The sequence below is a fragment of the Sporosarcina sp. Y352 genome (genome assembly GCF_056786535.1).
In genome coordinates this window covers 417,717-432,601 of the sequence record NZ_JBXCJE010000001.1, presented here as the reverse complement: position 1 = coordinate 432,601, position 14,885 = coordinate 417,717, and the positions used below count along the sequence as shown (strand labels likewise).

General features: G+C 38.4%; 13 protein-coding genes and 1 other annotated feature (1 of these 14 only partly in view). Of the genes, 9 read left to right on the top strand and 4 right to left on the bottom strand.

Annotated elements, in window-relative coordinates; translation table 11 throughout:
- Positions 1–94 precede the first annotated feature (94 nt).
- The 6 genes from AC1TO6_RS02260 (at position 95) to AC1TO6_RS02235 (ending at position 7,434) form a co-directional block, all read left to right on the top strand.
- Complete coding sequence (locus AC1TO6_RS02260) at positions 95–1,843, top strand: EAL domain-containing protein (protein ID WP_482100118.1); 1,749 nt, start codon at positions 95–97, stop codon at positions 1,841–1,843.
- A gap of 242 nt (positions 1,844–2,085) precedes the next feature.
- Complete coding sequence (gene helD / locus AC1TO6_RS02255) at positions 2,086–4,311, top strand: RNA polymerase recycling motor HelD (protein ID WP_482099973.1); 2,226 nt, start codon at positions 2,086–2,088, stop codon at positions 4,309–4,311.
- Between the two features lie 219 nt (positions 4,312–4,530).
- Positions 4,531–5,325 carry a basic amino acid ABC transporter substrate-binding protein gene (locus AC1TO6_RS02250; protein ID WP_482099972.1) on the top strand — a complete coding sequence of 265 codons (795 nt, stop codon included), beginning with the start codon at positions 4,531–4,533 and terminating at the stop codon, positions 5,323–5,325.
- Between the two features lie 56 nt (positions 5,326–5,381).
- A complete protein-coding gene (locus AC1TO6_RS02245) occupies positions 5,382–6,092 on the top strand; it encodes an amino acid ABC transporter permease (RefSeq protein ID WP_482099971.1) in 711 nt (236 codons plus the stop codon).
- 16 nt (positions 6,093–6,108) lie between these two features.
- Positions 6,109–6,831, top strand: a complete 723-nt coding sequence (locus tag AC1TO6_RS02240; protein WP_482099970.1) for an amino acid ABC transporter ATP-binding protein — start codon at positions 6,109–6,111, stop codon at positions 6,829–6,831.
- A 153-nt stretch (positions 6,832–6,984) separates the two neighbouring features.
- Positions 6,985–7,434 carry an SRPBCC family protein gene (locus AC1TO6_RS02235; RefSeq protein ID WP_482099969.1) on the top strand — a complete coding sequence of 150 codons (450 nt, stop codon included), beginning with the start codon at positions 6,985–6,987 and terminating at the stop codon, positions 7,432–7,434.
- Positions 7,435–7,537: 103 nt separating this feature from the next.
- Here the strand turns inward: AC1TO6_RS02235 and AC1TO6_RS02230 are convergent, their stop codons facing one another.
- Together AC1TO6_RS02230 and thpR are read right to left on the bottom strand one after the other, a co-directional pair.
- Complete coding sequence (locus tag AC1TO6_RS02230; RefSeq protein ID WP_482099968.1) at positions 7,538–8,239, bottom strand: DUF421 domain-containing protein; 702 nt, start codon at positions 8,237–8,239, stop codon at positions 7,538–7,540.
- Positions 8,240–8,365: 126 nt separating this feature from the next.
- Positions 8,366–8,911, bottom strand: a complete 546-nt coding sequence (gene thpR / locus AC1TO6_RS02225; RefSeq protein ID WP_482099967.1) for an RNA 2',3'-cyclic phosphodiesterase — start codon at positions 8,909–8,911, stop codon at positions 8,366–8,368.
- A gap of 313 nt (positions 8,912–9,224) precedes the next feature.
- Here thpR and AC1TO6_RS02220 point away from each other — a divergent pair, with 313 nt between their 5' ends.
- From AC1TO6_RS02220 to AC1TO6_RS02210, 3 genes are all read left to right on the top strand, one after another.
- On the top strand, positions 9,225–10,313 hold the full coding sequence (locus tag AC1TO6_RS02220; RefSeq protein ID WP_482099966.1) for a branched-chain amino acid aminotransferase: 1,089 nt from the start codon (positions 9,225–9,227) through the stop codon (positions 10,311–10,313).
- 180 nt (positions 10,314–10,493) lie between these two features.
- Positions 10,494–11,288: an HAD family hydrolase gene (locus tag AC1TO6_RS02215; RefSeq protein WP_482099965.1), complete on the top strand. Its 795-nt coding sequence runs from the start codon at positions 10,494–10,496 to the stop codon at positions 11,286–11,288.
- A gap of 268 nt (positions 11,289–11,556) precedes the next feature.
- Positions 11,557–11,811, top strand: a complete 255-nt coding sequence (locus tag AC1TO6_RS02210) for a GlsB/YeaQ/YmgE family stress response membrane protein (protein WP_482099964.1) — start codon at positions 11,557–11,559, stop codon at positions 11,809–11,811.
- Between the two features lie 121 nt (positions 11,812–11,932).
- Here the strand turns inward: AC1TO6_RS02210 and serA are convergent, their stop codons facing one another.
- Positions 11,933–13,519 carry a phosphoglycerate dehydrogenase gene (serA, locus tag AC1TO6_RS02205; RefSeq protein ID WP_482099963.1) on the bottom strand — a complete coding sequence of 529 codons (1,587 nt, stop codon included), beginning with the start codon at positions 13,517–13,519 and terminating at the stop codon, positions 11,933–11,935.
- On the bottom strand, positions 13,520–14,680 hold the full coding sequence (locus tag AC1TO6_RS02200) for a pyridoxal-phosphate-dependent aminotransferase family protein (RefSeq protein ID WP_482099962.1): 1,161 nt from the start codon (positions 14,678–14,680) through the stop codon (positions 13,520–13,522).
- 70 nt (positions 14,681–14,750) lie between these two features.
- Positions 14,751–14,885 (bottom strand) — a binding site (T-box leader) (it continues 93 nt past the right edge of the window).

The following is a 14,885-nucleotide window of genomic DNA, read 5'->3' as shown; positions in this document are numbered from 1 at the left end:
TTTACGTAAAAATTACCTTCCTGTGACAAAGGATTAATGAATAGTATATATACTAATTATAATGACCTATTGAATGGGGAGAGTACTATTGATCATGTTAAAAGAAAATCATTTGCAAGAGTTACTTTTCAGCATCATTCGTAATAAAGACATTCAAACGGTCTTTCAACCGATTATATCTTTAGAAGATGGTGAGGTACTGGGGTATGAGGCTTTAAGTCGAGGGCCAGCTAATACGCCATTACAAAACCCTGAAAAACTTTTTACTTATGCAATGGAACAGGGACAACTTTGGAAGCTTGAACACTTATGTCGTTCAAAAGCATTGGAATCAGCTCATAAACTTCAATCAGAAGGTAAGTTGTTTTTAAACGTAAATCCAAATATAATGAGTGATCCGAAATTTAGGCATGGTTTTACTAGAGAATATTTAAGTAAATTTAATATGGATTCAGGAAGAATTGTGTTTGAAATAACTGAGAGAGAAGCCATTTCCAGGCTGTCGCATTTTAAAGATACAATCAATCACTATAAAGAGCAGTTGTATCAAATTGCAATTGATGATGTAGGATCTGGCTATTCCGGTTTGAATATATTAACAGATATTCACCCTCACTTTATGAAGTTGGATATGCATTTAATCCGCAATATTGATAGTGATATAACAAAACAGTCGCTTGTGAAAAGTTTATGTGAATTTGCGTCAATTTCCCAGATAAGTATCATTGCAGAGGGAATTGAAACAACAGAAGAATTGTCTAAGCTCATTGAATTAGGCGTTCATTTTGGCCAAGGCTACTTTGTCCAGAAGCCAAAATCCAACCTATTGCCGATAAGGGAAGAGGTAATTACATTGATAGTAGATGAAAACAAGCGTAAACAAAGTAAGTCTAATAAACGAATAACGGATACATTCGTGAAACAAATAGCGACTCCCTTAGAAACGCTTGACGAAACGATGTTAATCGATGAAGTCAAATCATTAATGGAACTAGACCATACTCTGCCGGGCTATTGCATCGTTGATCAAAATAGGTTGGTGGGTGTCATTACACGAAATCAGTTACATTTTAAAATTAGTGGTCCTTATGGATATAGTTTATATAGCAATAAGGCAATTACAGAAATAATGGATCCTGACTTTTTACAAGTGGATGTCAATACACCCCTTCACAAGGTGTCAGAACTTGCGATGAAGAGAAATCCAAAACACTTATATGACTTTATTACCGTAACGAAGAACGGACAGTATTATGGAATTGTAACTGTGAAAGAATTGTTAGAGAAAACGATGGAAATTGAAGTTAGCTTTGCGAAACATATGAACCCGCTAACCGAATTGCCTGGGAATTTATTAATTGAGCAACAGTTGCAGCACTGTATTGAATCAACAGATGGGTATGGCATCCTTTATTTAGATCTAGATAATTTTAAGCCATTCAACGATGTTTATGGTTTTGAAAACGGTGATAAAGTGCTTATGAAACTTGCTGATATTTTGAGGGGAATTGTGTTACCGACTGAATTTGTAGGACATATTGGTGGAGACGATTTCATCGCCGTTGTATCCTCAGAAAATAGTGTGAAGTATTGCGAACAAATTATAGAACAGTTCGAAGCATCCGTTAAGCAGTTCTATAATATGAAAGACGTTGAAAATGGATGGATTGCATCAAAAAATAGGCATGGAAAAGATGAGTTGTTTCCATTGTTGACAATTTCAATCGCCGGTATAATGAATCATCATTTTCAAACTACATATGATTTGGCAAAAAAGGTTAGTGAAGTGAAGAAACAATGTAAGCAACTAATGGGCAGTAACTTTATATTTGCAGAAAACTAAACAATCATAGAAGCAGAAAAGCCGTTCATCATTTAGTGATGAACGGCTTTGCTTCCTTGTAGGAGAATAGATTTAATGATTCATTTCCAGTTTTGAATGCTTTAGTACTGAGCAAAAGTGGATTGCACTGGGTTGGTAACAATGATAAAATACAATACTATCCAATTTCCTCGAAAATCTGTCAAACGAAACAAAACGAAACGACAGGATAGGACGCAAATACGTAAAATGGGGGGCCTGTTATGATGCAGAAACATCCTGATTTCGAATTTGAATCGGAACGTTTAGATTATACAAAACAATATATGCAAAAACTTCTGGAAGAATCAATTCGTGATGTGAAATCTTCTCAAGAGCAGATACGACAGTCCATGGCAGACTTGGATTATTTAGACTCTAGTTTAAGCTACATCAACATTTTAACAAACGCTAGATTTTTTGAAATGGCCCGATCCCAAAGAGAAGGGCTTGAAGCGATTCAGCAAAAGCCCTATTTTGCCCGCATTCATTTTCAAAAGGAAGATGAAGCAGATGAAATGCTTTATATCGGCAAGACTTCTTTGTTCCACCGTGAAACGCAGGAGCCCATCATTGTTGATTGGCGGTCGCCTGTGGCAAATGTTTACTATGATGGTAGACTCGGTGCTCTTTCTTATAAAGTAAGAGATGAAGAATTCGAAGGACACCTTTATTCCAAACGGCAATACCGAATTGAAAAGGGCGAGTTGCTTGATATCCGTGATGTGGATCTGACAACGAATGACGAACTTTTACAGGAGGCACTTGCGGGAAAAGCTGATACACGGCTAACTGAAATTGTATCGACGATTCAGAGTGAACAAAACGCCATCATTCGAGCAAATTTGAAACAGCCCATAATTGTACAAGGGGCAGCCGGAAGTGGAAAGACCACAATCGCTCTCCATCGAATCTCCTACTTCCTCTATACAATGGGTGAAAACTTTCCGTCTGAAAAATTAATGATTTTGGCACCCAGTAAGTTATTCATGGATTATATCGCGGACGTACTTCCAGAACTAGGAGTAGGACGTATCTGTCAGACTACGTACACGGAATACGTGCTGAACGCGACAGGGCTAAAACTGAAGCTGACAGATCCGGATGCAAAGCTAGAACTGCTAACTGAATCTGAAACCTTAGAAAAGGGTTTGCTATTTGTGACACGCTTAAAGGGTTCACTTCATTACAGGGGAATGATGCAACGTTATGTAGAAAAATTGGAACTCGACATGGCTCAACAGTTTGAAGATGTCTACATTGAAAAGTATCGAATCGTGAAAGCCTCCCGTTTGAGACAGCTCTTTCTCAAAGATTTTTCATATATGCCAGTAGAAAAACGAATTGAGCGGATTAAAATGATCATCGATGGTGACGTAAAGCGAAAACGGAAGCAGCTTATGAATATGCTGACAACAAAATACGATGCCGCACTTGATAATGCACTTTACGGAATTCGGGATGAAGAGAAACGGAGAACCAAGCTCACAAGAATTCTGGAGGAGCGTGACGAAAGGCTTCCCATCATTGAAAAGGAAGGAAAAACGACTACTTCCGCCTACATGCGTAGATTCAAAAAATTTAATGTGAAAAAATTGTATCGGGATTGGCTGTCAAATAAGCAGTTGCAAACAGAGCTCGCGCCTGAGTGGTCCGACAGTGAGAGAGAGGCTTTTTTCACAACACATAAAAAAGAAACGTGGGAAATTGAGGATTTAGCAGCTATTTATTACTTGCATGCGTTATTAAAAGGAGTTGCGGATAAGTGGAAGATGAGGGTTGTCTTCATTGACGAAGTACAGGATTATAGCGAGTTTCAGCTTGCTGCATTACAAGATGGACTAGAGACAGATATGTTTACGATGGTTGGAGATCTAGCCCAGGGAATCCATAGTTATAGATCATTAACATCATGGGAACCTGTTAAGACATTATTTCCGCGAGCAACTTATACGACACTCCAAAAAAGCTATCGGACAACAATTGAAATAATGAATCTGGCCAATCAAGTGCTTACGCAGATGGATGAAGATTTGCCGCTTGTAGAGCCTGTCGTACGCCATGGGAGAGATCCTGAATTCTACGATATGCCGGAGTTTGACAGTGTCAGGATTAAGGGCATCTATGATGGGATTATTGAACGCGGACATCAATCAGTAGCGCTTATCTGCAAAACACGGAAAGATGCGGAGAAGATTCATAGCCAGCTGGAAAAGTTCGGGATGCCAGTCCAATTGCTCGGAGAACAATCTGGTATCAGCGATGAGTGTCTACTCATCATTCCAAGTCATTTGGCGAAAGGGTTAGAATTCGATGCGGTCATTGTTGCCTCTTTTAACGAGCCATTCCGCAATCACCATATCGATCGGAAATTGCTTTATGTGACTATGACTAGACCGATGCATGAACTGCATATTACCAGTGCTACAAATATGGTTAGCTTACGTTGAGTTACGAAGCGATTCAACGCACGATGGACGAAGTGTTAACTATATTTCTTATCCATGACTCTTATACTATAAAAATACCTGAATAATTCAACTTCATATCTCCAATCTCCCTATTGTATAGGAAAGACGACTCGTATATAATAAAACTACTATCCTGAACTTTCGGATAACTCTATCGGTTTGTGTTCGAAAACTCGAAAATACAAGGGGGAAAAAAGAATGACAAAAAAATTGCGCATTTTAACTCTAGGACTATTATTGGCAAGTGTAAGCATTCTATTATTTGCCTGCGGAACAGCTGAGGAAGATTCTGGGACATCGACAGATGGAGCTAGCGAAAAAAGAGTGTTAAAAGTCGGGACAGATGCTACGTATGCGCCGATGGAGTACATGGATGAAAAAGGTAATATCGTAGGTATCGATATTGATATCGTGAAAGCGGTTGCAGAAGCAGCGGGCTTTGAAGTTGAATTTAAAAACTATGGTTGGGAGCCTCTTTTTCCAGCATTAAAAGGTGGGGAAGTAGACTTCGCAGTTTCTTCAATTACAATTACGGATGAACGGAAGGAATCGTACGATTTCTCTGATCCCTATTTCATAGCAAATCAATTGATTCTAGTTCCTGAAGATTCAAAAGTCACGAACTTTGAGGAATTGAAAGACAAACGAGTATCTGTTCAAATCAATACAACGGGTCATATCGTGACAAAGGAACTTTTGGGGAATACAAGTTCTAAAATCGTTGCAACAGAGTCTATGCCTCTAGCAATTAGTGAAATGATCAACGGAAATGCTGATGCGTCCATAGGCGACAATGCAGTCATTATTGATTACAAAGCAAATAATCCGAACGTAAAGGTTAAAACGATAGAAGATGACAGTTTCGAAAAAGAGTATTATGGATTAATGGTTAAAAAAGGGAATACGGAAATACTTGAAATGTTAAATGAAGGAATAAAGAAAATAAAAGAATCTGGGGAATTGAAGGAAATCACAGGATTTGATGTTGAGTAATCGTTTTTATTAAAAACGGTTTGCATACAGCAAGTCATTACATGGGAGTGATTGAATTGGATTTCCTAGATATAAGATGGGATATGATTTGGAACTATCGCGAATTGTTCATTCGTGGAATAGGAATTACTTTAGCACTTACCATTGTTGGTTATTTGGGAGGTTTTGTATTAGGCCTATTCGTAGGAATGGGGAAATTATCCAAGAAAAAGTGGATTTATTACCCTTCCAAATACTATGTAGACTTCTTTCGCGGAACACCATTACTCGTACAGATTCTACTAATACATTTAGCACTTATTCCTGGGATTTTCGGTCACTCATTAGGTTATTTTGTTTCGGGTGCACTTGCTCTTGTTTTAAATAGTGCTGCATACAATGCGGAAATTATCCGAGCGGGCATTCAGTCGATTGAGAAAGGACAGATGGAAGCAGCAAGGTCTTTGGGGATGACACAAAATGTTGCAATGAAAAACATTATACTCCCACAGGCTTTTAGGCGAATGGTTCCACCGCTTGGTAATGAATTAATTGCACTTCTCAAAGATTCTTCATTAGTCACGATTATCGCTGCAAATGATTTATTATATGCAGGGAAAGTAGTCGCGGGAGCTTATTCAAGATTTTGGGAACCCTATATCACGGTTGCCATTCTATATCTATGTCTAACGTATATCTTTGGAAAAATTATTACGTATGTTGAAAATCGGTTCAGTAATAGTTATGTTCCCACACAAAGAAAGAAAATATTTTCGAGTAGGCGTTAAGTAGGAAGGTGATCGAGTGATTAAAGTACAAGGCCTTTATAAATCATTTGGGCAGTTAGATGTTTTAAAGGGAATCGATTATGAAGTGAAGGAAAAGGAAGTCATTTGCGTTATTGGTCCAAGCGGTTCTGGGAAAAGCACATTTTTACGTTGTATAAACTTATTGGAAGACATCACAGCTGGGAATGTCTATATTGATGGCGTAAAAGTAAATGATCCAAAAACGGATATCAATGAAATTCGAAAAGACGTGGGAATGGTATTTCAACAATTTAACTTATTTCCACATATGCGGGTAATCGATAACATTACAATTTCACCAAGAAAAATCCGTAAAATGAATCCTGCTGATGCAGAACTTTTGGCTCATCAATTGTTAAAAAAGGTTGGGCTTGCTGATAAGGCGAATTCATACCCTGAACAATTATCCGGTGGGCAGATGCAGCGGGTTGCGATTGCAAGGGCATTAGCGATGCAACCAAAGATTATGCTATTTGATGAACCAACTTCTGCACTCGATCCGGAAATGGTGAAGGAAGTGCTGGATGTCATGAAACAGCTAGCTATTGAAGGGATGACGATGGTCGTTGTCACGCATGAAATGGGATTTGCAAGAGAGATGGGTGACCGCTTGCTGTTCATGGATCAGGGAGTTATCGTAGAAGAAGGTATTCCTGATCAAGTATTTAATAATCCCGAAAATGAGCGGACAAAAGCATTTTTAAGTAAAGTGCTCTAGTCTGGCCGACAGATAGCAAGGAAAGCAGATGAGTGAGGTGAGTTCACTTTTTCTGTTTTCCTTTTTTCGGAAGTAAATAATTGTTTAGTCATTTGGTATGATAAAGTTAGATACTAACTAGTAGGCGGGAAAACTTTGAAGGTGGTTTTTATATTGAAAAAATGGACAAGAGAAATCGAGATTGATGCATCAATTGAACAGGTCTGGAAGTTTTTTGATGGAACTACAGAAAATATGAGAAAAATTATGCCGCAAGTGGTTGATAACAAACCAATAACAATAACAGAAGAAAAAGTAGGAAGTGTGTATTTACAAAAATATAAAGAAGGTAAGCGCGTGATGGAGTACGAAGTAGAAACATTGCAATATCAAGATTTACCAAATGAAAAAAAGATGAAAGCCGGTTTCACGCTTGCTAATATGTTTGAAATTACAGCGTATTATGAATTGGTTAGGCTCAGTGAGCATAGAACCTCTTTTACATATACCATGACGAATCGTCCTTTAAAATGGTATGTGAAGTTATTTTTACTGTTTTCCAACGATAAAGTTGTTATGGAATTTTTACAACGTGTGAAAAAGATGGCTGAATCGGAAAATTGAACCACGGTGTCGGTCACCATCGATTTGGGTTTATTATCTTAAGTACTTCTTAATTTTGTAGTTGCAAATTTGTTACCCCTTCGAATTTACCACTCATGCTGAATTAGTCATACAAATAAATTTTAATATCGTCGCTATCATCAAGTGTAGCGAGTAAAACATCATTTAATTCCACGTTATAGATTGTGAATTTATTTTCCAGCCAATGTTTGTCCTTCCCTAAATGATGTAACTCCTGAAAATCGATTTTTCCTTCTTTAATGATTATACTTTGAAAAGAATATGGTTTTTTAATCAATTGTATGTCTTCACGAGTCAAAGCTTGGAGTTGAGGTGACAGGAAAAATGAAATGGTTCCATCTGGTTCCCATTGTGCTAGAGCAACGTTTTGGACATCATCAATTTTTTCTTTTCGCAGTTCCGACAATAAATGATCGATTGTAATCCTTGCTTTTGCCAAATTCGTAAAAACTATTTCACCGTTTTTAATCAGTGGATAAGGAGAAGGTTCAAACCATTTTCTGAATGTGTCCCATTTTAAACTTAGAAAAATAAAAATGATGTATAAGACAATTAACACTGTCGTTGTTATCAAGGATCCTTTCATCCCCAATTTTTCATCTGATAATGGGTGAGCAATAATATTTCCGAGAATTAAAGCAACGGTGAAATCGATTAGTCTCAACTGTGAAATAGATCGTGCTCCCATTATTTTAGTCGCGAATAGTAAGAAGAGAAATGAAATTATTGCCCTTAAAATCCACTGGATTGACGTGAGTGTTTCTTGTCCATGAAAAAAATCCATATATCTTCACATCCTTACTAATCGTTGGGTTTCAATAATACTAATTATTTTTGACTATTAACAAGTAAGGTTAGAAATTCAACCTGAATTTCACTAGGTAATATGTTTTATGATTTAGTTTTCATCCTATGATTGCAGTTGGAACGTTTTTATTACTTCATATTTGGGAGACTTTTCCGGATGTATCGTGAACAGGGAAAACGAGAGGACTGGAACTTCAATCGGTGCAAAATTTTCATTTTGAAAGGTCAGTTTATCCTTCGTCTTCCTTTTTTTTGCGATTGTGACGTGGGGAGTGAATCGATCCGAGATTGGCATATCAAGTTGTTTGGCGACAGTTATCTCAATTTCTCTTTGTAAAGATGGTAATTCCAAGGTTTCACTTACAGTCAAATAGACGACTCGCGGACTAGACGATGGACCGAAATAGGATAATCCATTGATATGCATGTGAAAGGGTTTATGACCAGCTGCAATTACCGAAAGACTATCCGTTAGGAAAGGCAAACGTTGCTCTGGCAGGGGTCCTATATACAGCAAAGTTACATGCAAATCCTCTAAATGCGGAATCACTTTATAAGCTGTTTGAAGTTCATATTTATTCCTGAAACCCTCAACATGATTTTCTAAAGTCGATGGTATTTTTATACCGATGAAATAATGTTTGGACATTCTTGCTCCTCCTTTAAAATGGAATTGATGATTCAACCTTAGTGTGGCCCGGAAGATCTTCATCAACTCAGCAATTTCGTTAAAAAACATTTTCACTTACAAATATTTTTTTATAGGGATTAGATAGCTTATTTATAAAGAAGTTGATATAATCAATATTATTAGATAATGATTTTGTCGATTGTATCCAAATAAAGGAATATGGTTAAAGTGGTTACACGTCGCTTAACTAGGTATTCCTTTTAATCGACAACTATACGGAAATGGCCAGAGCGAATGGCCGGAAAATTAGGAATAGGGAGATGCACATATTATGACGACCCGTACAATTACAGTCACATTAAGCGAAACGAAAAAACAACAGCCATCATCCGACCAATTGGAGTTCGGGAGAGTATTTTCAGACCATATGTTTGTGGCTGACTATTGTGAAGGACAAGGTTGGACGGATCATCGAATTGTTCCGTACGCACCACTTGAGTTGGATCCAGCATCCACGGTTTTCCACTACGGCCAAACAGTATTTGAAGGACTAAAAGCTTATGTAGGTCAGAATGGTCAAGTCCTGCTGTTTCGTCCGGAAGAAAACATGAAACGTATGAACAGATCGAGTGAACGCCTGTGTATGCCGCATTTCGACGAAGAGATTGCAATCAAAGCTTTGGAACAATTAATTACTATTGATAAAGACTGGATTCCAGAAACGGAAGGGACTTCACTTTATATTAGACCTTTCATGGTCGCAACAGAACCGTATCTTGGTGTTGCACCATCTAAGAAATATAAATTTATCATTATTCTTTCACCTGTTGGTTCTTATTATACAGAAGGAATCCATCCGGTTAAAATTCTAGTTGAGAATGAATATGTGCGTGCAGTAGCAGGCGGAACGGGAAATGCAAAAACAGCAGGTAACTATGCATCTGGACTGAGAGCACAGGAGATAGCAAGTAAAAAAGGCTATTCACAAGTTCTTTGGCTTGATGGAGTAGAGCGAAAGTACATTGAAGAAGTTGGTAGCATGAACGTCTTTTTCAAAATAAACGGCGAAGTCATAACACCAGTTCTGAATGGTAGTATTTTGGAAGGGATTACGAGAAAGTCAATCCTTCAGTTACTAAGACACTGGGATATTCCGGTCGTTGAACGTAAAATTTCAATGGAAGAATTAATGCAAGCACATATGGATGGTACGTTAGAAGAAGCGTTTGGAACAGGAACGGCAGCAGTTGTTTCACCAATTGGAGAACTTAATTGGGGCGATGATATAATGGTCGTTAATAATAATGAAACCGGTGAATTATCTAAAAAACTTTATGATACACTCACAGGTATTCAAACTGGAAAAGTAGAAGATCCATTTGGTTGGGTAGTCAAAGTTACTGAACCGGTAAAAGCGTAACCGTTTCTTCAATTAGAAAGTAGAAAAGGGTAGCCCTCTAAGGTGCTATCCTTTTCTTTGGATGAAGCAAAGCATTTAGTAGTTAAACGACAAGCTGCTCAAACTGATATTTATAGTTTGGATAAAGAATTTGTAATCTAATGTATACTTATATATAAAACAAATAGGGGATGGTCATTTATGATTAAAGCAATTATTTTTGATTTGGATGATACGTTGCTATGGGATAATAAAAGTGTTGCAGTTGCATTCAAGAAAACCTGTGAAATTGCCGCACAGAAACATGATATTGATCCGGTGGTACTTGAAGAAGCTGTCAGGTTCGAAGCCAGGAAACTTTATGAAACTTATGATATATATGAATTCACACAAACAATTGGTATTAATCCTTTTGAAGGTCTTTGGGGGAATTTTAATGATGAAGGCGACTCCTTCCAGAGAATGAAAGAAATTGTTCCAAGCTATCGGAAGGTTGCGTGGACAAGGGGACTTAAGCGGCTTGGTATTGACGATGTAAAACTTGGAAGTGATTTAGCCGAACTATTCCCCGAAGAACGGAAAAAAAGTCCGTTTGTATATGAAGAATCATTAAAAGTGCTAGATCTATTGAAAGATACATACAAACTCGTTCTACTGACGAATGGTTCTCCAAGTTTACAATATACGAAACTGGAAATCACTTCGGAAATAGCACCTTACTTTGAAAAGATTATCATTTCGGGCGCATTTGGAATCGGAAAGCCAGATCCATCGATTTTCCACCACGTACTCACTGAGACTGATGTAAAAGCAGATGAAGCAATCATGGTTGGAGATAATTTGATGACAGATATTTTAGGTGCCTCTCGAGTGGAAATGCGTTCTGTATGGATTAATCGTGAGAATAAACAACCAAGTGAAGAAGTAATACCCACTTATGAGATATGTCATTTAGAAGAACTATTTCCCATACTAGAAGAGTTGAGGAAAAAGTAAACTGTCAACTAGTGGGAAATCCTATGGCGCGTAGGACTTTGAAACTTGGAGACTAAACAATTCCATACTTAAGGATTTCTCGGATCTATTCACTATTGTGAATAGATCTTTTTTTGAGAATATTATCGAAAAGGTATAATCATAGTTTCTGAAGCGTATTAATTTAGTGTGAGATTTAGGTATAGTTCTCCTTCCCGAGCTTCAATTACTATAGTCATTGGAATAATGATTCATGAAAATCCAAATTACTTAAAAGGAGATGTACAGTATGGGTTTGATATTATTTTTAATTCTAGGCGGAATTATTGGATGGTTTGCAGGAATCATTTTAGGTAAAGATTTGCCGGGCGGAGTCATAGGTAACGTCATAGCTGGTGTAATTGGTGCATGGATTGGTGGAAGATTGCTGGGGAATTGGGGACCTAAACTTGCGGACTTTTATATTGTTCCTGCTATTATAGGGGCACTAATTTTTGTGATTATTGTTAGCTTTCTCATGAAGTCTATGCGTAAAACGTTTTAACCAAAAGACATGTATCAGTTATATACTGAAAAAAGAACGAGCATCAATGTAAAATGATGCTCGTTCTTTTTATGGAAATAGTGGATTTTGTGATAACGTAAGTCCGTTTTCTAAATAAAACTCACAAGTCTATTGCAATAACATCGAAAATATCTTCAAGCTTTTTCAATCGATCAACATTATTCTGTTCAACATGATTATCAACGGTTAGCATCATTATGGCATCTCCGCCGACATTCGATCGACCAACCTGCATCGTCGCAATATTGATGTTTTCGATTGCTAGCAACGTTCCAACTCGCCCGATGGCACCGGGCTGATCTTTATGGTTAATGAACAACAAGTGACCTTCAGGTGTAACATCTACGAGGTTGTCATCGACTTTCACAATACGTGCGCCTAAACCGTTAAGCAAAGTTCCGGCAACACGTCTTAAACCTTTCGTTGTCGATACTTCTACAGTAACTAAATTTGAAAAGCCTTTAGATGTTGAAGTTTTATGTTCATTTACCTTGATGTCAAAACGGTCTGCCAAAAATTTCGCGTTTACATCATTCACATGTGTACCGAGGTTACGTTTTAAAAGTCCTTTTAGCGTGTTTCGAGTTAAAGGGCGGACATCAGATTCTGCGAGATTTCCTGAGTAATATATATTTACCTCTTGAATGACACCTTCTGCTAAATGGGACAGGAATACACCAAGTTTTTCAACTAAGTTAAAGAATGGCTCAACTTTGGCCAGTGCTTCTTTAGAAACGGAAGGCAGATTAACAGGATTCTGGACAGCTCCGCCGTTTAAAAATGTTACAACATCTTGGCTTACGTCGATTGCCACACTTTCTTGCGCTTCAATCGTACTTGCACCTAGGTGAGGAGTTGCAATTACTTCGGGAAGTGTCAGCAGTTTATGACCAACAAATGGCTCTGTTTCAAAAACGTCGAGTGCAGCACCTGCTACTTTTTTAGCAACAATGGCATCATAGAGTGCATCTTCGTCGATAATACCGCCTCGTGCACAGTTAATGATCTGGACGCCATCTTTCATCAAGTCGAATGCTTCTTTATTGATCATGTGACGAGTATCTTTCAGAAGTGGGGTGTGAACTGTTATGAAGTCGGCGGCTTTTAGCACGTCTTCAACAGAACCTGCTGTAATTCCCATTTTTTTCGCTTTTTCTTCAGTTAAAAAAGGATCATAGGCAATGACATTCATGCGTTGTCCTTTCGCTCTTGCAGCAACTTCCGCTCCAATTCGTCCTAGTCCTACAACACCTAGCGTCTTGTTTTTTAATTCAACGCCAATAAATGATTTACGGTCCCATTGTTGGTTTTTCAACGAATTGAATGCCTGTGGTATTTTACGTGCTAGAGCCATCAACATTGCCATTGTATGTTCAGCAGCAGAGTTCGTATTGCCATCTGGAGCGTTGACGACGATAATTCCGTGTTCAGTTGCCGCATCCAAATCGATGTTATCGACGCCGACACCAGCACGTCCTATGATCTTCAAATTTGTCGCTTTTTCAATGATTTCACGTGTCACTTGTGTTTGGCTACGGACAAGCAGTGCGTCATAATCTTTAATGTTATCAGCCAATTGTTCTGGTGAGAAACCTGTTTCAATAACGATGTTCAAACCTTCAGCTTGTCTTAACGGATAAATACCATCTTCACTTAATGGATCGCTGATTAGTATATTAAAAGTCATTTAGACCAACACTCCTTCGTTTACGTAGACTTGCTGTGCTGCTGCAGTCCCTTTACCTAAATCTATCTTTTTGCCGATTTTGAGTAGGCCGATTTCCATTGCACTTATCGTTTGCAGAACATCTGCCGGTGAACAGTAACCCATATGGCCAATACGGAATATTTTGCCGCTTAAATGTTGTTGTCCGCCTGCAACAATTAAACCAAATTCTTGTTTAATGACTTTTCTAAACGCTTCTGCATCGAAGTCATCCGGTTTTACGGCAGTGACAGTGGGGGAGGCATCCTTGTCACTTGTTAGTAAAGGGATTCCTAACGCACGGAAAGCGGCGCGCGTCATATTCATCATCAATGTGTGACGTGCGTTCACTTGTTCGAATCCTTCATTCTCCATTAGTTGAAGCACTTGTTCCAGACCGAATAACAAAGATAATGCAGGTGTAAATGGAGTTGTATCTTTTAACAAATTGTCACGATATCTAATTAAATCCAAATAATAGCGAGGTTGGGGATTGTTTTCAATGATGTTCCATGCGCGGTCGCTCGCTGCGATAAAAGCGAGCCCTGCTGGAAGCATGAACGCTTTTTGAGAACCTGTCACTAATACGTCGATTCCCCAGTCATCCATTTTCGTCTCTACACCACCGACACAAGAAACGCCATCTACAATGATTAAAGCATCCGAGACTTCATGGACTGCTTGTGCCAGCTCCTTAATAGGATTCAATACACCCGTTGACGTCTCACAATATGTAGAAAATACGGCTTTAATAACGGGGTTATTTTGCAATAGACCTTTAATCTGCAAAGGATCCAGTGCTTGTCCCCATTCGACATTCACACTATGAACCTTGATATTGTAAGCTTCACAAATTTTTGTGAAACGTTCACCGAATGCTCCTGTTACAATGACTAATACTTCATCGCCGGGATTGACAATATTTACAACGGCAGCTTCCAAACCTGCTGTCCCGCTGCCGGTCAATATTAGAACGTCTTGACTCGTGCCAAAAACCTTTTGCAGTCCAGGCTTGATATTTCTAAGCATAGTCGATGTCTCTTGTCCCCGGTGGCCGATCATTGGTTGACTCATCGCCCGTTGTACACTTGGTGGGATGGGGCTCGGTCCCGGAATTCGTAGTAGCATTTGGTCTTGTAACATCTTCATTCTCCTCTCGATTATGGAAATAAAAATAAATATAAAAAAAGCCTTCCTCCCCTTACAAATGAATGTAAGGGGCGAAAAGCTCTAATACTCACGCGGTACCACCCTTTTTACTGTCCAATAAAAGCGACAGTCTTAGTTAGCATGCTTAACGCGCATGTGACGGATAAACCTACTAAATGTTTCGGCTTATCTATTCCGG

Coding starts and splice junctions, on each gene's coding strand:
- AC1TO6_RS02260 (WP_482100118.1), top strand. CDS start 95: ATGTTAAAAGAAAATCATTTGCAAGAGTTACTTTTCAGCATCATTCGT.
- helD (WP_482099973.1), top strand. CDS start 2,086: ATGATGCAGAAACATCCTGATTTCGAATTTGAATCGGAACGTTTAGAT.
- AC1TO6_RS02250 (WP_482099972.1), top strand. CDS start 4,531: ATGACAAAAAAATTGCGCATTTTAACTCTAGGACTATTATTGGCAAGT.
- AC1TO6_RS02230 (WP_482099968.1), bottom strand. CDS start 8,239: ATGGATTTTTTTCATGGACAAGAAACACTCACGTCAATCCAGTGGATT.
- thpR (WP_482099967.1), bottom strand. CDS start 8,911: ATGTCCAAACATTATTTCATCGGTATAAAAATACCATCGACTTTAGAA.
- AC1TO6_RS02220 (WP_482099966.1), top strand. CDS start 9,225: ATGACGACCCGTACAATTACAGTCACATTAAGCGAAACGAAAAAACAA.
- AC1TO6_RS02215 (WP_482099965.1), top strand. CDS start 10,494: ATGATTAAAGCAATTATTTTTGATTTGGATGATACGTTGCTATGGGAT.
- AC1TO6_RS02210 (WP_482099964.1), top strand. CDS start 11,557: ATGGGTTTGATATTATTTTTAATTCTAGGCGGAATTATTGGATGGTTT.
- serA (WP_482099963.1), bottom strand. CDS start 13,519: ATGACTTTTAATATACTAATCAGCGATCCATTAAGTGAAGATGGTATT.
- AC1TO6_RS02200 (WP_482099962.1), bottom strand. CDS start 14,680: ATGTTACAAGACCAAATGCTACTACGAATTCCGGGACCGAGCCCCATC.